This window comes from Pseudomonas sp. JL3, assembly GCF_031570575.1.
Taxonomy (GTDB): Bacteria; Pseudomonadota; Gammaproteobacteria; order Pseudomonadales; family Pseudomonadaceae; genus Aquipseudomonas; species Aquipseudomonas cucumis.
In genome coordinates, this window is sequence record NZ_JAKWJK010000003.1 from 332,049 (window position 1) to 349,425 (window position 17,377).

General features: G+C 56.4%; 19 protein-coding genes and 1 pseudogene. 13 read left to right on the top strand and 7 right to left on the bottom strand.

Annotated features, from left to right (window positions below):
* Positions 1–35 precede the first annotated feature (35 nt).
* From MMG91_RS07910 to MMG91_RS07950, 9 genes are all read left to right on the top strand, one after another.
* Positions 36–752, top strand: coding sequence for a murein L,D-transpeptidase catalytic domain family protein (locus tag MMG91_RS07910; protein WP_305449009.1), 717 nt, complete (start codon positions 36–38; stop codon positions 750–752).
* Between the two features lie 134 nt (positions 753–886).
* On the top strand, positions 887–2,665 hold the full coding sequence (locus tag MMG91_RS07915) for a copper resistance system multicopper oxidase (protein ID WP_310659273.1): 1,779 nt from the start codon (positions 887–889) through the stop codon (positions 2,663–2,665).
* Positions 2,666–2,675: 10 nt separating this feature from the next.
* Positions 2,676–3,563, top strand: a complete 888-nt coding sequence (locus MMG91_RS07920) for a copper resistance protein B (protein ID WP_310659274.1) — start codon at positions 2,676–2,678, stop codon at positions 3,561–3,563.
* Positions 3,564–3,617: 54 nt separating this feature from the next.
* Entirely contained in the window at positions 3,618–4,001 is a 384-nt protein-coding gene (copC, locus tag MMG91_RS07925; protein ID WP_052965491.1) for a copper homeostasis periplasmic binding protein CopC, read from the top strand.
* 3 nt (positions 4,002–4,004) lie between these two features.
* Positions 4,005–4,928 (top strand): copper homeostasis membrane protein CopD, encoded by a 924-nt coding sequence (copD, locus tag MMG91_RS07930; RefSeq protein WP_310659275.1) that lies wholly within the window; start codon positions 4,005–4,007, stop codon positions 4,926–4,928.
* A 153-nt stretch (positions 4,929–5,081) separates the two neighbouring features.
* The gene (locus MMG91_RS07935) at positions 5,082–5,423 is read left to right on the top strand and encodes a hypothetical protein (RefSeq protein ID WP_018928125.1); all 342 of its coding nucleotides are present in this window, start codon (positions 5,082–5,084) and stop codon (positions 5,421–5,423) included.
* A 367-nt stretch (positions 5,424–5,790) separates the two neighbouring features.
* The gene (locus MMG91_RS07940; RefSeq protein ID WP_052965488.1) at positions 5,791–6,207 is read left to right on the top strand and encodes a hypothetical protein; all 417 of its coding nucleotides are present in this window, start codon (positions 5,791–5,793) and stop codon (positions 6,205–6,207) included.
* 83 nt (positions 6,208–6,290) lie between these two features.
* Positions 6,291–6,497, top strand: coding sequence for a DUF2933 domain-containing protein (locus tag MMG91_RS07945; protein ID WP_310659276.1), 207 nt, complete (start codon positions 6,291–6,293; stop codon positions 6,495–6,497).
* 88 nt (positions 6,498–6,585) lie between these two features.
* Complete coding sequence (locus MMG91_RS07950; protein ID WP_310659277.1) at positions 6,586–7,377, top strand: transporter substrate-binding domain-containing protein; 792 nt, start codon at positions 6,586–6,588, stop codon at positions 7,375–7,377.
* A gap of 131 nt (positions 7,378–7,508) precedes the next feature.
* Here MMG91_RS07950 and MMG91_RS07955 read toward each other — a convergent pair whose 3' ends face one another.
* A complete protein-coding gene (locus tag MMG91_RS07955; RefSeq protein ID WP_019582096.1) occupies positions 7,509–7,706 on the bottom strand; it encodes a hypothetical protein in 198 nt (65 codons plus the stop codon).
* Positions 7,707–8,705: 999 nt separating this feature from the next.
* Between MMG91_RS07955 and MMG91_RS07965 the strand changes: the two genes are divergently transcribed.
* Positions 8,706–9,164: a hemerythrin domain-containing protein gene (locus MMG91_RS07965; protein WP_305448997.1), complete on the top strand. Its 459-nt coding sequence runs from the start codon at positions 8,706–8,708 to the stop codon at positions 9,162–9,164.
* A gap of 836 nt (positions 9,165–10,000) precedes the next feature.
* Here the strand turns inward: MMG91_RS07965 and MMG91_RS07970 are convergent.
* The 3 genes and pseudogenes from MMG91_RS07970 to MMG91_RS07980 all read right to left on the bottom strand — a co-directional run.
* Positions 10,001–10,558, bottom strand: coding sequence for a hypothetical protein (locus tag MMG91_RS07970; RefSeq protein ID WP_310659278.1), 558 nt, complete (start codon positions 10,556–10,558; stop codon positions 10,001–10,003).
* A 315-nt stretch (positions 10,559–10,873) separates the two neighbouring features.
* Positions 10,874–11,425, bottom strand: coding sequence for a hypothetical protein (locus MMG91_RS07975; RefSeq protein ID WP_310659279.1), 552 nt, complete (start codon positions 11,423–11,425; stop codon positions 10,874–10,876).
* Between the two features lie 322 nt (positions 11,426–11,747).
* Positions 11,748–11,950: pseudogene (locus MMG91_RS07980) on the bottom strand (site-specific integrase); the annotation flags it as partial.
* Between the two features lie 102 nt (positions 11,951–12,052).
* Here MMG91_RS07980 and dusA point away from each other — a divergent pair.
* Together dusA and tal are read left to right on the top strand one after the other, a co-directional pair.
* The gene (gene dusA / locus MMG91_RS07985; protein WP_310659280.1) at positions 12,053–13,072 is read left to right on the top strand and encodes a tRNA dihydrouridine(20/20a) synthase DusA; all 1,020 of its coding nucleotides are present in this window, start codon (positions 12,053–12,055) and stop codon (positions 13,070–13,072) included.
* Positions 13,073–13,250: 178 nt separating this feature from the next.
* On the top strand, positions 13,251–14,177 hold the full coding sequence (tal, locus tag MMG91_RS07990) for a transaldolase (protein ID WP_310659281.1): 927 nt from the start codon (positions 13,251–13,253) through the stop codon (positions 14,175–14,177).
* Positions 14,178–14,356: 179 nt separating this feature from the next.
* Here the strand turns inward: tal and rssC are convergent, their stop codons facing one another.
* A complete protein-coding gene (rssC, locus tag MMG91_RS07995) occupies positions 14,357–14,839 on the bottom strand; it encodes an anti-sigma factor antagonist RssC (RefSeq protein WP_305448994.1) in 483 nt (160 codons plus the stop codon).
* A complete protein-coding gene (rssB, locus tag MMG91_RS08000) occupies positions 14,839–16,020 on the bottom strand; it encodes a two-component system response regulator RssB (protein ID WP_305448993.1) in 1,182 nt (393 codons plus the stop codon). Before rssB ends, rssC begins: the two co-directional genes overlap by 1 nt.
* A 277-nt stretch (positions 16,021–16,297) precedes the next feature.
* Here rssB and MMG91_RS08005 point away from each other — a divergent pair, with 277 nt between their 5' ends.
* Entirely contained in the window at positions 16,298–16,597 is a 300-nt protein-coding gene (locus tag MMG91_RS08005) for a PilZ domain-containing protein (RefSeq protein WP_305448992.1), read from the top strand.
* 71 nt (positions 16,598–16,668) lie between these two features.
* Here the strand turns inward: MMG91_RS08005 and MMG91_RS08010 are convergent, their stop codons facing one another.
* The gene (locus MMG91_RS08010; RefSeq protein WP_305505633.1) at positions 16,669–17,358 is read right to left on the bottom strand and encodes a VacJ family lipoprotein; all 690 of its coding nucleotides are present in this window, start codon (positions 17,356–17,358) and stop codon (positions 16,669–16,671) included.
* Between the last annotated feature and the right edge of the window lie 19 nt (positions 17,359–17,377).

Consider the following 17,377-nt stretch of genomic DNA (forward strand, 5'->3'; position numbering starts at 1 on the left):
CTGCTAGACTCGAAACAATCAGATGAGACTTGCGTATGGCCCTAGACCGCTGCGGCTTTTTAATGACGGCCCTGTTGCTGACCGCGTGTACCTTACCGGCAGCCTACGCCGATTCGCTTGAAGCCGCGCTGATCAAAGCGGCCCCCAATGCCAATGCCAAGGTGATTGCCCTGGCCGTACGCGCCTCTCAATGCAGCCGGACCCAAGGCACGGCCCCGGCTCAAAGACTGGCAGTCATCGATTACTCCCTGCCCTCGACCGCGCAACGTCTTTGGGTATTCGACCTTAAACAACGCAAATTGTTGTTCCATGAACTGGTCGCCCACGGTCGCAACAGCGGCGAGAACATGGCCCGCCAGTTCTCCAACCGCAATGCCAGCTTCGCTACCAGTCTTGGCCTGTATCGTACCCAATCCAGCTATGTCGGGCAGAACGGCTATTCGTTGCGTATGGAAGGTCTGGAGCCGGGTTTCAACGACAATGCTTTCGAGCGAGCGATCGTCATTCATGGCGCGCCGTATGTCAGTCCTGACCTGGCGCGAGCGAATGGCCGGATCGGCAGAAGCCTGGGCTGCCCGGCGGTGAGGCCTGCAATTGCGCATCAACTGATCGACTCGATGAAGGATGGGCAGCTGTTGTTTTCTTATTATCCGGATCAGCGCTGGTTGAAGTCTTCTTCGTACATCAATTGCGGTAACGCTACCGTGGCGGACTCGGCCAGGCCGACGGGAAAATCATTGAACACAGAATGAAACTGTCAGAAATGTAATCTTGGCCTCAGTCTGCTGAAAGGCGCCGCCCGTTAGCCTCCACCTCATTAAGTGCTCCTCCCTCCGCTCAGGATGGGCATGAGGGCTTCATCAGGCTGACGGATGGGAAAAACGGCATGCATTCCAACACCTCAAGACGCACCTTCGTGAAGGGCCTGGCCGCGGGTGGCGTCCTCGCGGGCCTCGGGCTGTGGCGCACGCCTGTCTGGGCGATCACCAGCCCTGGCGAACCGAACGTGCTGGCCGGTACCGAGTTCGACCTCTACATCGGCGAAACCGCGGTCAACATCACCGGCAACCCTCGCACGGCGATGACCATCAACGGCGGCATTCCCGGCCCCCTGCTGCGCTGGCGTGAAGGCGACACCGTCACGCTGCGGGTGAAGAACAAACTCAAGGACACCACCTCCATTCACTGGCACGGCATCTTGCTGCCCGCCAACATGGACGGCGTTCCGGGCCTGAGCTTTCACGGCATCGAGCCGGACGGGATGTACGTCTACCAGTTCAAGGTCCGGCAGAACGGCACTTACTGGTATCACAGCCATTCGGGCTTTCAGGAGCAGTCCGGGGTTTACGGGCCATTGGTGATCGACGCCAAGGAACCGGAGCCGTTCCAGTACGACCGCGATTACGTGGTGATGCTGACCGACTGGACCGACGAAGACGCCGTCGACCTGATGAGCAAACTCAAGAAGCAATCGGATTATTACAACTACCACAAGCGCACCGTGGGCGATTTCATCCAAGACGTCAGCGAAAAAGGCTGGGGCTCGACAGTCGCCGATCGCAAGATGTGGGCCGAGATGAAGATGAACCCCACCGATCTGGCCGACGTCAGCGGCGCCACTTACACCTACTTGATGAACGGCCAAGCGCCGAACATGAACTGGACCGGTGTCTTCCGTCCCGGCGAAAAGCTGCGCCTGCGTTTCATCAACGGTTCGTCGATGACCTACTTCGACGTGCGTATCCCCGGCCTGAAAATGACCGTAGTCGCGGCCGATGGCCAACACGTCAAACCGGTGAGCGTCGACGAGTTCCGCATCGCGGTGGCGGAGACATTCGATGTGATTGTCGAGCCAACCCAGGACGCCTACACCCTGTTCGCCCAGTCGATGGATCGAACGGGTTATGCCCGCGGCACCCTTGCGGTGAAGGCCGGGTTGTCGGCACCGGTTCCTCCGCTGGATCCGCGACCGCTGGTGACCATGGATGACATGGGCATGGGTGGCATGGATCACGGAAGCATGAGCGGCGACATGGCGGGGATGGATCACAGTGCAATGCAAGGCATGACGGGCATGGACGGCGGAGATATGCAGGGCATGGACAACATGGCCGGTATGGATCACAGCACCATGGCCGGTATGCAATCCCATCCCGACACGGAAAAAGACAACCCGCTGGTGGACATGCAAGCCATGACCACCTCGCCGAAACTCGACGACCCGGGCCTTGGCTTGCGCGACAACGGCCGTCGCGTACTGACTTACTCCGACCTGCGCAGCACCTTCGAAGATCCGGACGGCCGCGAGCCCGGTCGCACCATCGAGCTGCACCTCACCGGCCACATGGAGAAATTCGCCTGGTCGTTCAACGGCGTGAAATTCTCCGATGCCGAACCGCTGCGACTCAAATACGGTGAGCGAATCCGGGTCGTCCTGGTCAACGACACGATGATGACTCACCCCATTCATTTGCACGGTATGTGGAGCGACCTCGAAGACGAGAACGGCCAGTTCATGGTGCGCAAACACACTATCGACATGCCACCGGGATCAAAGCGCAGCTATCGGGTCACCGCCGATGCGCTCGGCCGCTGGGCCTACCACTGCCATCTCCTGTATCACATGGAAATGGGCATGTTCCGTGAAGTTCGCGTGGAAGAATGAGGCGCTACCCATGACCAGACTCACTCCGATCTCTTTGGCCCTCGTTACCATGGGCCTGACGCTCTCTTCGGCCATGGCCGCCACCGACAACATGCAGAGCATGGACCATAGCCAGATGCCGGGCATGAATCACAGCCAGATGCAAAGCGAGGATTACGGGCAAATGCAGCCCGCCGCACCGACCCAAAGCCGCACGCCGATCCCGGCATTGACCGACGCCGACCGCGCCGCCGTTTTCGTCAGCCCCGCCGGCCACGCCGTGCATGACACCGCGCTCAACTATTACTTCCTCGCCGACAAACTCGAATGGCAGGACGCCGACGACGGCAGCGCGTTGGCGTGGGATCTGTCCGGCTGGATCGGCGGCGACATCGATCGCCTGTGGCTGCGCTCCGAAGGCGAACGCGTCAATGGCAAAACCGAAGACGCCGAAGTCCAGGCCCTCTGGGGCCACGCGATCAGCCCATGGTGGGACGTGGTGACCGGCGTTCGCCAGGATTTCAAACCCGGCGATCCGCAAACCTGGGCCGCGTTCGGCGTGCAAGGCATGGCGCTGTACAACTTCGAAACCGAGGCCACCGCCTTCATCGGCGAAGGTGGCCAGACCGCCGCACGGCTGGAAGGTGACTACGACATTCTGCTCACCAACCGGCTGATTTTGCAGCCGACCGCCGAGCTCAACGTCTACGGCAAAAACGACCCGCAACGGGGCATCGGCTCCGGGCTGTCCAACACCGAAGCCGGCCTGCGATTGCGCTATGAAATTCGCCGGGAATTCGCGCCCTACATCGGCGTGACCTGGAACCGCACCTACGGCAAAACCGCCGATTACGCCAGGGACGAAGGCGAGGACCGCAGCGAAGCCCGCCTCGTCGTCGGCGTTCGGCTGTGGTTCTAATGTATTAACTCAAAAACCTAAAAACCAACCGCTTAAAGCGGTAAGAGGCCTTGCATGCGCACAATCAAAACCATCGCTGTTGCCATCGCACTTTCCACCGGGCTGCTCATGAGCGCACTGGCTCAAGCCCATCCGAAACTGCTCTCCTCTACCCCGGCTGAAGGCGCGGAAGGCGCAGCACCGAGCACTATCGAACTGCGCTTCTCCGAAAACCTCGTGACCCAATTCTCCGGCGCCAAACTGGTCATGACCGCCATGCCCGGCATGGCCCACTCGCCCATGCCGATGAAGGCCAAAGTCTCCGGCGGCAGCGACCCGAAAACCATGGTCATCACCCCGCTCTCGCCGCTGCCCACCGGCACCTACAAAGTCGAATGGCGCGCCGTGTCTTCGGACACTCACCCGATCACCGGCAACGTTACGTTCAAAGTGAAGTGATGGATGAGCGACTCGATCAGCATTGCCCTGCGCTTTGCGTTGTATGTGGATTTGATGCTGTTGTTCGGGGTGGCGTTTTTTGGGCTCTACAGCCTTAAAGGGCAAGAACGGAAATCGGGAGCCGTGTTGCCGTTCCGGTCGATGTTGGCGGGGACGGCAGTGCTGGGTGCGCTGCTGTCCATTGCCAGCATCGTGATGATGGCGAGTGCCATGAGCGGGGAATCGGACTTCGCCGAACTGCGCCCGCACCTCGAGATGATGATGTTCGAGACGGACGTGGGATTGGCCGGTGTGGTTCGCATCGTCGCGCTGCTGACTACCGCTTTGGCGGTGATGCTCCGTGCGCCTGGCGTCAGCTTGTGGATCGCGGCCTTTGCTGGCGGTATCGCCCTCTCCAGCCTGGCCTGGAACGGACATGGTGCGATGGATGAGGGCAGTCGTCGTGATTGGCATTTCACGGTAGACATCCTGCACTTGCTGGTGGCGGGGGCATGGCTGGGTGCGTTGGTGGCGTTTGCACTGATGGCGAAAATCACCGCTTTGCAAACTGAAGCGCGCATCAGGTTGCTGGCCCGCGCGGTTAGTCGATTTGAGGTGATTGGCGCGGTCATCGTGGTGGTCATCACGGTGACGGGGGTTGTGAATTATCTGTTCATCGTCGGGCCGAAGCTGGATGAGGTTTTTCTTAGCACCTATGGGATTTTGCTGTTTATCAAAGTGGTGCTGTTTGCCGGGATGCTCGTGCTTGCCGCGTTGAACCGGTTTCACCTTGGGCCGCTTTTGGAGCGGTCGTTGCGGGACGGGCAATACACGGTCGCCGCCAATGCGCTGCGGCGCAGTGTGGTGGTGGAATTGGTGGCGGCGGTGGTGATTGTGGGGTTGGTGGCTTGGTTGGGGACGTTGAGTCCGGAAATGGGCGCCCTGTAGGGAATTGAAAGCATCCGATGACCGGCCAGAGCAGTCAGTGGACAGGGTGAGGGTCTTTTACTAGCGTCTAACCACACTGGATTTCAAGCCAAAGGGTTCAACACCCAAGCGCCAAGGTGAAAAAGCGGCGCAATTATCGAAAGGAGTTCGAAAATGGCTGACGTAATGAAAGTGGTGGATGTCGACTTAAAAATACTTAAATCAAACCCACCGCAGCTACACATATCGGCAATTGGCTTGGTGAATTCTGGTGGATGGACAAACCCGAGACTGGAGCCACGGGTTTATATTCAGTTCCCGCCAGACGGCATTCAAGACTTCGATTTTGTTGCTGATCCGCCCCAAGGGGCTGCTATACAGGTCATCCTTCCCATCGACGCATCAAAACTTTGGAAAGATCCGCCACTCGATAAACTCAAGGGAGTAAGAGTCCACTCCGCCAGCAACTCGATTGAAGCGCATCTTAAGAGTTCGAAGTCCGTGGCTTGTGGATAAACAACTCATATGAAGGGATACGTGTCGGGCCTTGCCTGACACGTACCATGCGCTGGAGTGAATGGAGTATTGGGACAGTGGATGATAGTCGAGAAGCGCTTTCACTACACTTACTCCCGCTTGAACCCCACTCCATCACAAAAGCCCAATAACAATGAAAACCATAAAAAGCACAGTGATGCTCTGTGGCCCGCTGGCTCTATCCTGCGCAGCACAATAAGCCTCTGTGGGCGTTGTTTGATATGGATCAACAACGCCCTCCGGTCGTAGCGTAAGTTCGGGATTATTCCCTTCTATCGGGAACACGACATGCTCTGATCCGCAGCTGCTTAGCGCTGCCGATCCCCCTAATATTGTGGAGATTGTCATGCACACCTACGTCAAATCGCTCATAGCCGCACTGCTCATCAGCAGCCCATTGCCAGTGCTGGCCACCGACGAACATCACCCCGAAACAGCGCCTGCCGCCCCCACAACCGACTCCACCCAAACCACGCCCATGCAAGACAAGGCCATGAGCGAACAGATGCAGAAAATGCAGGCGGCCCACGACAAAATGATCGCCGCTAAAACCCCGGCCGAGCGCCAGGCGGCGATGCAGGAAGCCATGACCACGATGAAAAACAGCATGGGCATGATGCACGACCAGTGCATGGGGATGGGGATGGGCAAAGGCAAAGGCATGTCCGGCAGCAAGGACGGCTCGGGTACAGCGATGATGGACATGATGATGAAAATGATGGATCAGCAATCCAGCATGATGAAGATGCCGATGGGTCAATAAATCTCGATTGTCGCTGAGGTTCGCACTGGCCGGGATGGCAGGACGAAACCCCAGGACATTTTCGTCAGAATGGAGCTCGCTACATGAACCACTCACCGCCCTCGACGCCTCCAGCCCCCTCCTTCTGGCACAGCAAACCCGGCATCGCGCTGGGCATGCTGCTAGTAATCGGTCTGTTTTACCTGGTCCGCGAGCATTACGGCCATATCTCCCCGATCCTGCCCTACCTGATTCTATTGCTGTGCCCGCTGATGCACCTGTTTGGCCATCACCACGGCGGCAGGCACTGACCCATACATCGCATGGATGACAGTCAAGAACGGGTTTCACTACACTGATCCCGACTTGCCCCTACTCCATCACAAAAGCCCAATAACAATGAAAACCATAAAAAGCACAATGATGCTCTGTGGCCTGCTCGCGTTAGCCAGCGGCGTTCAGGCAGAGCCAAGCACTTCCCATCTGGACACCGTCCTGCAACAAGGCCAACTGCGCGTTTGCACGACCGGCGACTACAAACCCTATACCGTCAAAGGTGAAGACGGCGAATACTCGGGGATCGACATCGCCATGGCCCGCTCGCTGGCCGACAGCCTGAGCGTGAAGGTCGAGTGGGTCCAGACCACCTGGAAAACCCTGATGCCCGACATGCTCGCGGGCAAATGTGACATCGGCGTCGGCGGCATCTCCGTCACCCTGGAACGCCAGAAAAAAGCCTTCTTCAGCACCACCCTGGACGTCGACGGCAAAATCCCGTTGGTGCGCTGCGAAGATCAGGCGAAATACCAGACCCTCGAACAAATCAACCAGCCTTCGGTTCGCCTGGTCGAACCGGCCGGCGGCACCAACGAAGCCTTCGTCCACGCCTTCCTGCCCAAGGCGCAATTGCAGTTGCACGACAACGTGACCATCTTCCAGGAGCTACTGGATAAGAGGGCTGATGTGATGATTACTGATGCTTCGGAGGCGCTGTATCAGCAGAAACTCAAACCGGGTTTGTGCGCGGTCAACCCGACGCAATACATGCAGTATGGGGAGAAGGCATATCTGCTGCCGCGGGATGACATCAGCTGGAAACTGTACGTCGATCAGTGGCTGCACCTGGCCAAGGTGACGGGGAACTACCAGAAAATCCTCGGTCAATGGATCGCGGTGCCAGAGGCCAAATAGCCTACAGCCACCATTCCCTGTAGCAGCTGGCGCAGCCTGCGTCCGGCTGCGCAGCAGTCGCAAAATCAGAGCACTCGGTTCATCAGGCAAATCACGCAACGGCGGAAACACCCAAGCCGTTGCGTCATTCCTTAGTCGTGCAGCAAGCCCGAGCTGTACTCATTAAAGCTGTTGCCGATCGCGCTCCCACCAAAGTTCACCTTGTTGGGGTTATGGCCGTCGAACTGTTGGCAGCCTTCTGAAAAGCAGGAACTGGTGCTCACACCCGAACAGGCGCTCAAGAGCAAAGCACCGGTGATCAGCATGGCTTTGAAGAGGTTCGAGATCATTTTTCTGTTTCCTGTGGGCTGGAGGCATGGCTACACCGAGCTTAGGTGGTCATCCTATGCCACACGGATACCAAACTTGATGAAACATTGCTGAGCGACAGCATTGGTTCAGCTGCCTTCATCGTTACGGCTACTCATTGTCAATCGCGGTGCAGGGTCAATCCTTTTTGGGTCGTGACGGGTTGTCCTGACGATAGGGAATTTCCCATGCAAGCCGGGGAAGGAAAGATTTGTCCCGGCAACATTGGAATGGAGCTGGTAAGAAACCTTCGAATTAAAACCAAACTGTTACCACCACCCTCATCATGAAATCCCTACTTATCATTGTTCCGACCATACTCGTCGCCTTCCTCTACATCGGTTTCTACGAAAGGATGGAAGACGCCTACCCGGAAAAAATATTTTTCATCAAGAAAGCCCCGACATTTCAGATTAAGTTTGAAAATATTTTCGCGTACGAATCAGATGACAAAAAATTGAGTGAGCTAAGTGACACGGAGCGACAGTGGTCATCCAGTACTGCAAATATCGGTTAGGTGTGACTACGACATTGATAAACCAAAACGAGCTTGAGGAATGCAAAAAAAGGTAAGATAACCCATCCTTTGGATGGTAAAAATTGGACAGATCTATTTCATACGCAAAAATAAATCCGCCCCTGAGGGACGGATTTATTTGCTCGTGCCAAGTCGCTCAATCCCTCGCCATTCTGCTTTTCTCCGGATTTTGATTTTCCACCCAGCTGTTGTCGATTTGGGTGCTGTTTTTTTCTTCCGTTTTCGCTGGAGGACATCCGGCAGATCAATAGTGCATATAACATACACTTGATATTTCAATTTTTTCCAAGGACGGCAAATTTACTGCGGCGAGTGTTTTGCGCTCGCCTATACTAAAAAGATTAATAGTGCTGACGAGTGTGTTTGACAAGATATTGAAATTATTGAAATTTAAAAGTGTGGATATCTTTGTGAATTGCTGGTATCGCGACGAGGATTTGATATGAACGTCTTGTTGAAAGAACTTCAGGCCTATCATCATGAAGTGGCTATGAAAATTTCTCAGATCAAAGAGTTGCTGAGAAAAATGAGACATGAATCCGAGGGGGCTGATAACTGCAAGCTGTTGTTCACGATGCTGGAAGCCTTGCACGGTGATGCAGAGCGACACCACCATGAAAATGAAGAGCTTATTCGGCTGGCCTTGCTAGAGACTGAGGCGCCGATCCATCAACGGGTCAAGGATATCGAGCGAGATCATCTGGCATTTGGGCGCATTGCTGGACAGCTGAAGATGTTGGAGGACACCACTAAGGAAACGAGAGTAATTGCTGACACTATCGATGACTTCATCAAAAAATATTATGATCACATGGACGCCGAGGAAAATATTTTCTTTCCGGCGGCAGATAAGTGGCTGTCAGACGACCAGTGGCAGGAAGTCAAGAATCAATGGCATTAATTGGAAGCCACCGTACACTTTCAAAAGTTAGCTACTACTTAGTACTGACATCACTATGTAATTACGCGGACATCATATATTAACTCACAGGGGTGTCCGTATATTGGCGGCTCCTCGTTGCAAGTCGCTCAATCCCTCCCGTTCCTGCCCACTGGAAAATGGGGACGGAAAATGGGGACACATCTATTTTCCCATTCGGACGCGACCGTCAAAAAATAAATTTGTCCCCTTTTCACGCACGCGGATTCTGTCCGGGACTTGGGGTCACAGTTCTCCCTCGGAGAAATTTCTGCGTTTCGACATTCGACGAGACTCCGACGCCTACTGGCGGCATAACCTGTTCGGCCCTTGGTGACAGGGTTATTTGCCACTTACTACGGCCTCGGCTGACTTCTGCACGTTCATCCCGCCGCCTCTCGACGCTCGGTAGCACAGTGGCAAACGGGCAGATCTCCCAGGGTAATTCGCGCGACCTTCCTGCTTACGCCTGTCGGATATACGTCGCAGCGTTCCGTGCAAGTATCGGGCTTTGAAGATGTTGGCCTTCTTACCCCGCTGCGCCGCCTCTATCCGCTTCCTGTTCGTCAGGCCAGCATTTTGCCTCGGGCTTCCTTCAGATTCGCAGTCACCCGCGACACCCTTGCCTCTGGCTAACACTTCCCCTTGCCGGGTGTGTAGAGGACTTTCACCTCCAAGTCACCAGCGAGGCCACCACAGCCAAGCTGGTTACGCTTGCGCGTAACGCACCATGCCTGGCGCACCCAAAAAAAAGCCCTAGCATCTGAGGCTAGGGCTTTCTTGCCCGGCGTCGGGCTGTTTACTCCTGGTCGACTACATCACGCCCGCTGGAAATAGCCGTTCCCACTGCCGGAGAACTCCCCGCTAATGTTCGCGCCATATGGGGGGACCAGTACGGCCACCAGGCGGTGATACCCGTCATAAAGGTACAGGGAGAGTGAACCTGAATTAATCGACAAATTAAGCATCAACGGGACGCCGATGAGGTTCTCAGCATTAGGCACCGTGCCCAGCAGGTAGAGATTGGAAATGTTGATACCGGTACCCGTACCTGTCGCCTGACCGACGAACCGCACTGTGGTTCCTTGCTGACCAACTGGTCCGATATCGGCAGGTGACGCACTAATCTGGAGGGTTTCGGGCTGAGTAAAACAACTGCCACCGCAACTTTCGAAGCAGAAGTCGCCGCAAATGGTCTGCTGGCATCCGCATCCACACAACGATTGCGGGTGCACCTTCTGATCGAGGACCTCTTGTAGCGCCGGCTTCGCACTGACGAACTCTTGCATGCGCTTGATTTGTGCGTCAAAGGCAGCTTGCGATTGCTTTTTGAGCGCATCGACTTGCTCAGGTTTTATATCTTGAAAAGATGTCATGTTTAAAATCCTTTTTGTTTTTTCGAAAAGACCTGGAGACAGCCTCACTCGATCAGCGCACCTTCCAGGAGCACACCACGAACCCTTCAGCTCGCGGTCATCCCTTAAAACACAATCTGTAAGCGCTTGCAACTACTTTAATGGCGGCGCACATGCCTTGGAAATGTCATGCCCTATGGTCGACACAAGACTCACGGCCCGGTGTGTGCTTGAAGATCAAGAACGGCTTTCCCGGCAATCCGTAAAGAAAAAGAAGCCCTAGCAGTTGAGGCTAGGGCTTTCTTGCCCGGCATCGGGCTGATTACTCCGGGTCGACTACAACCCCAGGTTGAATATGCCGGTCCCACTGCCGGAGAACTCCCCGCTAATGTTCGCGCCATATTGCGGGACCAGCGCAGCCAGCAGACGCGGCCCTTCAAAAAGGTACAGGATGAGCGAACCTGAATTAATCGACAATTGCAGCGTCAACGGGATGCCGATGAGGTTCTCAGAATCAGGCACGATGCCCTGCAGGTAGACACCGGGGGAAATGTTAATGTTGGTACCACTACCTGTCACCTGACCGACGAACTTCACTCCGACTCCTTGCGGTTCGATATTGCCGAGTGAGGAACTAATCTGGATGGTTTCGGATTGAGGATAACAACCGCAACCGCAACCTTCGAAGGTGAAGAAACCACAAATGGTCTGTTGGCATCCGCATCCACACAACGATTGCGGGTGCACCTTCTGATCGAGGACCTCTTTTAGCGCCGGATTCGCATTGGCAACCTCTTGCTGGCGCTTGATTTGTGCGTCAAAGGCAGCCTGTGATTGCTTGTTGAGCGCATCGATCTGCTCAGGTTTTATGTCTTGAAGAGACGTCATTTCTAAAATCCTTTTAGTTTTTTCGAAAAGACCTGGAGACAGCCTCACTCGAACAGCGCACCTTCCAGGAGCACGCCACAAACCCTTCGGCTCGCGGTCATCCCTTAAAGCACAATCTGCAAACGCTCACAACTACTTTTTTGCGACACGCATGCCCTGGAAAACATGTAAGGCTCTATGTCGGTGCAAGCTGTGCAGCAGGCATTACTTGCTCCTTTCAGCAGCACCACCGAGGCACTTATGCCCCACGATAAGCTGCGTGAGGCAGCCACGCCAATCGCTCAGAATCGCCCGCCCGCGCAGTCTGCCAAGGGATATACGCACTCACGCCATCTCGGTTCGCGCGCTCGATCGCACCAGGCTCCGCCAGCTCCGTCTCACGGCGCTTGATCCAGGCTTGGGCAACCTGCTTGCGGTCGAAGGTCTGGCTTCCTGATAAACTGTCTTCCCGTCCCGATTGATCCGTATCTGCGCCGTGTAGGCCGTCGAGTTGTCCTTGCGCTTGCGTGATGTGATCGTGCCCATTTCCAGTTGCTACATTGCCGATTACGCTTGCTACATTTTAGCAACCGACTTCGGGAAACAAGGAAAAATGGGTAAAAACCGCTGTATAAAAGATCAGTATCAATGAACTTCGAAAAACCTGAAGCGCCCGTAAACACTAGCCCTAACCGTTCTGAGCCGTCTCGCCGCTTCAGTGTGGCGCCGATGATGGACTGGACTGACCGCCACTGCCGCTTCTTCCTGCGCCTGCTCTCCAAGCACGCCCTCCTCTACACCGAAATGGTCACCACCGGCGCACTCCTCAACGGCGATCACGAGCGCTTCCTGCGTCACAATGAAGCCGAGCACCCACTCGCCCTGCAACTCGGCGGCAGTGTTCCGCTGGATCTGGCCGCCTGCGCACGCATGGCCCAGGACCACGGCTACGACGAGGTAAACCTGAACGTCGGCTGCCCGAGTGATCGGGTGCAGAACAATATGATCGGCGCGTGCCTGATGGGGCATCCGCAGTTGGTCGCTGATTGCGTGAAGGCGATGCGCGATGCGGTGTCGATTCCGGTGACGGTGAAGCATCGGATCGGGATTAACGGGCGGGACAGTTACGAGCAGTTGTGTGATTTCGTCGGCACGGTTCGGGATGCCGGGTGCACGAGTTTTACCGTGCATGCGCGGATTGCGATTCTGGAGGGGTTGTCGCCGAAGGAGAACCGCGACATTCCGCCTCTGCGCTATGACGTGGCGGCACGGTTGAAGACGGATTTTCCGGAGCTGGAGATTATTCTCAACGGCGGGATCAAGACGCTGGAGGCTTGTCACGAGCATTTGCAGACGTTTGACGGCGTGATGCTGGGCCGTGAGGCGTATCACAATCCTTATGTGATGGCTGAGGTGGATCAGCAGCTGTTCGGCAGCAAGGCACCGGTGATCAGCCGGGCCGAGGCGCTGGCGCAGTTGCGGCCTTATATCGCCGAGCATCTGCTGGCGGGCGGGGCGATGCATCACATCACCCGGCATGTGCTGGGGCTGGGCACCGGGTTTCCGGGGGCGCGGAAGTTTCGGCAGTTGTTGTCGGTGGATATTCATAAGGCCAAAGAGCCTTTGGCCTTGCTGGATCAGGCGGCGGAGTTGTTGGAGGGGCGTTAACGGTCACCTGCGTTGAACCTGTCCCCCATTTCAGCATCGTATCTACCGATACCACGCCCCGCCTTTCAAACATCCGTTTTCAGGATGTTGCCGCTGGGGCCTTCGATACGTACATGCACCCTTGAGTGGCTGTCAGCGCTCGGGTAATGTCATTAGACCCATAGGACAGAGCACGCCCATGACTTCCAAGCTGGAACAACTCAAACAAATGACCACCGTGGTTGCCGACACCGGCGACTTCGAAGCAATCGCTCGCGTTAAACCCGTGGACGCTACCACCAACCCTTCCCTGCTGCTCAAAGCCGCGGCCATTCCCGGTTATGCCGAGTTGCTGAACGCTTGCGTTCACGACTGCAAGGGCGATGTGGGCCTGGCTAGCGACCGTTTTGGCGTTGCGGTAGGGCAAGAAATTCTGAAGGTTGTACCGGGCCGTATTTCCACTGAGGTGGATGCGCGCCTGTCGTTCGACACTGACGCCGTATTGAAGCGTGCACACCGTCTGATCGGCCTGTACGACAAGGCCGGCGTTGGCCGTGACCGTGTGCTGATCAAGATCGCTTCGACCTGGGAAGGCATTCGCGCTGCCGAGAAGCTGGAAAAGGAAGGCATTCAGTGCAACCTGACGCTGCTGTTCTCCTTCGCTCAGGCGGCTGCTTGTGCCGATGCCGGGGTGTTTCTGATTTCGCCGTTCGTGGGTCGTATCTACGACTGGTACAAGAAGGCCACCGGCAACGACTACACCGGCGCGGATGATCCGGGCGTGCAGTCGGTGACGCGCATCTACAACTACTACAAGGCCAATGACTACAAGACTGTGGTGATGGGCGCGAGCTTCCGTAATCTGAATCAGATCGAGCAGTTGGCCGGTTGTGATCGGCTGACCATTAGCCCGGATCTGCTGGAGAAGCTGGCGGCGGATACTGGCAAGCTGGAGCGCAAATTGGCGCCAGGGCATGCCGGTGAAGCGCGTCTGAGCTTAAATGAAGCGCAGTTCCGTTGGTTGTCCAACGAGGATGCGATGGCGACCGAGAAGCTGGCTGAGGGGATTCGTCAGTTTGCTCGGGATCAGGAGAAGCTTGAGGCATTGTTGCAGGCCAAGCTTTGATCTAGTTCGCAGCGATGCAAAAAGGGCGAACCTTAGCGGGTTCGCCCTTTTTTGTGCGCGTTTGGTAATGGGGATTGGGTTGGCTTCGCGCTGGTGGCAGTGGTGGGTGTGCGCACGTCTTCGAGGGCAAGCCCGCTCCCACAGCTGAGATCGAGTATTTAACGAATCACTTCAAAGGCTCAGTGCCGCTCCAGCGCATTCACCAGGTCATGGAACGCCTCACGGTTGGAGTCGTTCAGGCCCATGAGGATTTTGTGCGCCTCGAGGACTTTGACGCGTACCACTTCTTCGGACTGATCCTGGTCTGGCAGGTCGGTCAGGCATTCAGGGCATGGGATCGGGCGATCAACGATGTTGAACACCTGCTCGAAGCCCATGGACTGCAGCAGACGGGTGATGTCTTCGTGGGTGGTGACGACGGTCGGCAACAGGCCGACCTTTTGCCGCGACAGTATCGACAGCTTGGCCAGCAGGCCCAGGGTGGTGCTGTCGATGCTGCGGGTTTCGGTCAGGTCGATCACGATGGCGTTGAAATTCAACGCAGTGAAGATCTTCTCAATAGTCGCATCCAACGCCGAACACAGGGTCAGGCGAACTTCACCGACGAACTTCAGGACGAAGGTGCCGTCCTGCTCGGCGAACTGGATTCTACCGGTACTCATTAAAGATTCCTGCTCAACACCAACAGGGCGATATCATCCGGCATCTCCCCTAGCGTGGCCAATCCAAAAACCTGGCGCAGACCATCCAGGCTGCCGCCCGCTGCTTTCACCCGTTGAGGTAAAGCAGCTTCTTTATCTTTGAGTGTGGGTTCCGGCAAAAGGTCCAAAATGCCATCAGACATCAGCGTCAGGCTGAACACCGGCGGCAATTCCAGTACGCGGTCTTCGTAGGTGGCTTCATTGAAGAGGCCCACCGGCAGACCGCGCCCTTCCAGGTAACGAACACTGTCTGGCGTGTACAACACAGGCAACGGCAGGTGACCGCCGATGCTATAGGTCAACAAACCGGTCTCCTCGTCGATGACTCCACCGACCATTGTGACGTGTTTACCCAGCTTACAACTGATCAGGCCCCGGTTGATATGACCAAGAACCTCTGAAGGCTTGAACTCCGGCAAGGTGCCGTTGCGCTTGGATTCGAACAGCAAGCGCGTGGTCATGAATTTCAGCAATACGGTGACGAAGGCTGAAGAGGCGCCATGACCGGAAACGTCCGCCAGGTAAAACGCTACCCGACGGTCGTCGACCCGAAAGTAGTCGACGAAGTCACCCGACAGGTACAGCGACGGGATGATCTGGTGTGCAAACTGGAACTCGTCGATGCTCCAGGGGCTGACCGGCAGCATGTTCATCTGCACTTGGCGACCGGCGTTCTGGTCTTCCTGGAGCAGGTTCAGGCTGGCTTCGAGCTCGCGGTTGGCCTTTTCCAGCTTCTCGCGGTAGCGCTGGTTTTCCAGCAGCAGGCGCGCACGATCCAAGGCCCGGCGCACAGAGTGCTCGAGCACGGCCAGATCTTCGAGAGGCTTGATCAGGTAGTCCGCCGCGCCCAGGCGCAGGGCCTCGACCGCGTCGTTCATCACGCCCGCACCCGACACCACGATCACCGGGGTTTGCGGCGACAGCTCAGTGACCTGGCGAATGAGTTCGAGTCCGCCCATCTGCGGCATGCGCAGATCGCAGATGACCAAGTCGGGCTTGTCTTGCTCGAATACCTGAAGTCCCTGCTGGCCGTTGCTGGCCTGCAGGACACTGAAACCACTGTCTTCCAAGTAGGCCGCGAGGCTCGCGCGCACTACTTCGTCATCATCGATTATCAGCAGCGTGGCACTGGTTTTTGGCATGTGGGCAAACGGCGCCAGAATTAGGTTGGCGTAGCAGGCTGGGCATTGGCCCCCGCACACACTACTGGATTCGCTTTCTAGCCTCTCTGACTGCACCGTTTTCGAGCGTTTGCCCTACTCACAGGTCCACCAAAGGTGCCCTTCTAAGGCGCAGACGGTACTCCCATCCGCGAGGCGTTTCAAGCTCACGCCGATGGTCGCTTGACGTCTTTACTTGTCAAATCACCGGGAGTTATAAGAACAGGCAAAACCGTAACCCAAAGGAAGGATCGAGCCCATGAGCCAAACTGATCGGGACTACAGCGAAAAGCGCGATTTCATCCGCATGCGGGTCGATGCCGATGTGGCGCTGATTCATGAAGGCGACGAGGTGCCAGCCGTCTGCATCGACCTTTCCAGCAGCGGCATGCAGGTTGAAGCGCCTCGCGTGTTCAAGGTCGGTGACCGGCTCAGCGTGCGGATTGATTCCGATCACACGGCGCTCAAAGGCCTTGAGGCCGACACCGAGGTGGTGTGGGTGAAAGCACAGGACGGTGGCAGTCAGAAACTCGGGCTTACAATCCTGAAGATGAAATAACCCGATTTAATCCACAAGCCCAACGAAGGAAGGCAGCCAAATGGCCGCCTTCCTGGTTTTACCGGTCGAGATTAAAAATCGTCTTCGACCTGGCCGTCCTTGACCTTGAATTCGCGGTTTTGCAGGTATGCATTGCGAATGAAGGTGTATTTGTCGCCGCTGATCAACTTCTCGGCCGACAACAGGCTGGCGCGGGCGTCGACGACATTCAGGCCGAAGATCGAGTTACGCACCGGCACGTCGTGGATGTAGCGGTATGGGCCGGTATAGCCGTCGACATACTTGGAAGGCGCATCACGCAAGGTGCTTGGGCCCAGAAACGGCAACATTACGTATGGGCCGCTGCCCACGCCCCAGTAACCGAGGGTCTGGCCGAAGTCTTCATCATTGCGATGCAAGCCCATCTGGGTGCCCACGTCGAAGAAGCCCAGCAGGCCGAAGGTGGTGTTGAAGATCAAACGCGCGGTGTCGACGCCTGCCGCGGCGGGCTTGACCTGCAACACATCGTTGGCAAGGTTGGTCACGTCGCCGACGTTGCGGAACATGTTGTGGATGCCATCCTCCAGAAACTGCGGCGTGACGAACTGGTAGCCCTGAGCCAACGGCTTCAGTGCATAGGTGTCGACAAAGTCGTTGAACTTGTAGATCGGGCGGTTAACGCTTTCCCAAGGGTCTTCTTCCGTGGCAGCCTGGGCCGCGAACGGAACCAGCAATACACTGGCACACATACAAAGCTGAGCGAGATGATTGCTCCAGCGCATAGAGAAACTCCTTGGATTC

Excerpts from the sequence above, each read along its gene's own strand:
- rssC (WP_305448994.1), bottom strand. The coding sequence starts at position 14,839 with ATGAGTACCGGTAGAATCCAGTTCGCCGAGCAGGACGGCACCTTCGTC.
- dusA (WP_310659280.1), top strand. The coding sequence starts at position 12,053 with ATGAACTTCGAAAAACCTGAAGCGCCCGTAAACACTAGCCCTAACCGT.
- MMG91_RS07970 (WP_310659278.1), bottom strand. The coding sequence starts at position 10,558 with ATGACATCTTTTCAAGATATAAAACCTGAGCAAGTCGATGCGCTCAAA.
- MMG91_RS07950 (WP_310659277.1), top strand. The coding sequence starts at position 6,586 with ATGAAAACCATAAAAAGCACAATGATGCTCTGTGGCCTGCTCGCGTTA.
- tal (WP_310659281.1), top strand. The coding sequence starts at position 13,251 with ATGACTTCCAAGCTGGAACAACTCAAACAAATGACCACCGTGGTTGCC.
- MMG91_RS07910 (WP_305449009.1), top strand. The coding sequence starts at position 36 with ATGGCCCTAGACCGCTGCGGCTTTTTAATGACGGCCCTGTTGCTGACC.
- MMG91_RS07945 (WP_310659276.1), top strand. The coding sequence starts at position 6,291 with ATGAACCACTCACCGCCCTCGACGCCTCCAGCCCCCTCCTTCTGGCAC.
- rssB (WP_305448993.1), bottom strand. The coding sequence starts at position 16,020 with ATGCCAAAAACCAGTGCCACGCTGCTGATAATCGATGATGACGAAGTA.
- MMG91_RS07975 (WP_310659279.1), bottom strand. The coding sequence starts at position 11,425 with ATGACGTCTCTTCAAGACATAAAACCTGAGCAGATCGATGCGCTCAAC.
- MMG91_RS07920 (WP_310659274.1), top strand. The coding sequence starts at position 2,676 with ATGACCAGACTCACTCCGATCTCTTTGGCCCTCGTTACCATGGGCCTG.
- MMG91_RS08010 (WP_305505633.1), bottom strand. The coding sequence starts at position 17,358 with ATGCGCTGGAGCAATCATCTCGCTCAGCTTTGTATGTGTGCCAGTGTA.
- MMG91_RS07965 (WP_305448997.1), top strand. The coding sequence starts at position 8,706 with ATGAACGTCTTGTTGAAAGAACTTCAGGCCTATCATCATGAAGTGGCT.
- copD (WP_310659275.1), top strand. The coding sequence starts at position 4,005 with ATGAGCGACTCGATCAGCATTGCCCTGCGCTTTGCGTTGTATGTGGAT.
- MMG91_RS07940 (WP_052965488.1), top strand. The coding sequence starts at position 5,791 with ATGCACACCTACGTCAAATCGCTCATAGCCGCACTGCTCATCAGCAGC.
- MMG91_RS07955 (WP_019582096.1), bottom strand. The coding sequence starts at position 7,706 with ATGATCTCGAACCTCTTCAAAGCCATGCTGATCACCGGTGCTTTGCTC.
- MMG91_RS07935 (WP_018928125.1), top strand. The coding sequence starts at position 5,082 with ATGGCTGACGTAATGAAAGTGGTGGATGTCGACTTAAAAATACTTAAA.
- MMG91_RS07915 (WP_310659273.1), top strand. The coding sequence starts at position 887 with ATGCATTCCAACACCTCAAGACGCACCTTCGTGAAGGGCCTGGCCGCG.
- copC (WP_052965491.1), top strand. The coding sequence starts at position 3,618 with ATGCGCACAATCAAAACCATCGCTGTTGCCATCGCACTTTCCACCGGG.
- MMG91_RS08005 (WP_305448992.1), top strand. The coding sequence starts at position 16,298 with ATGAGCCAAACTGATCGGGACTACAGCGAAAAGCGCGATTTCATCCGC.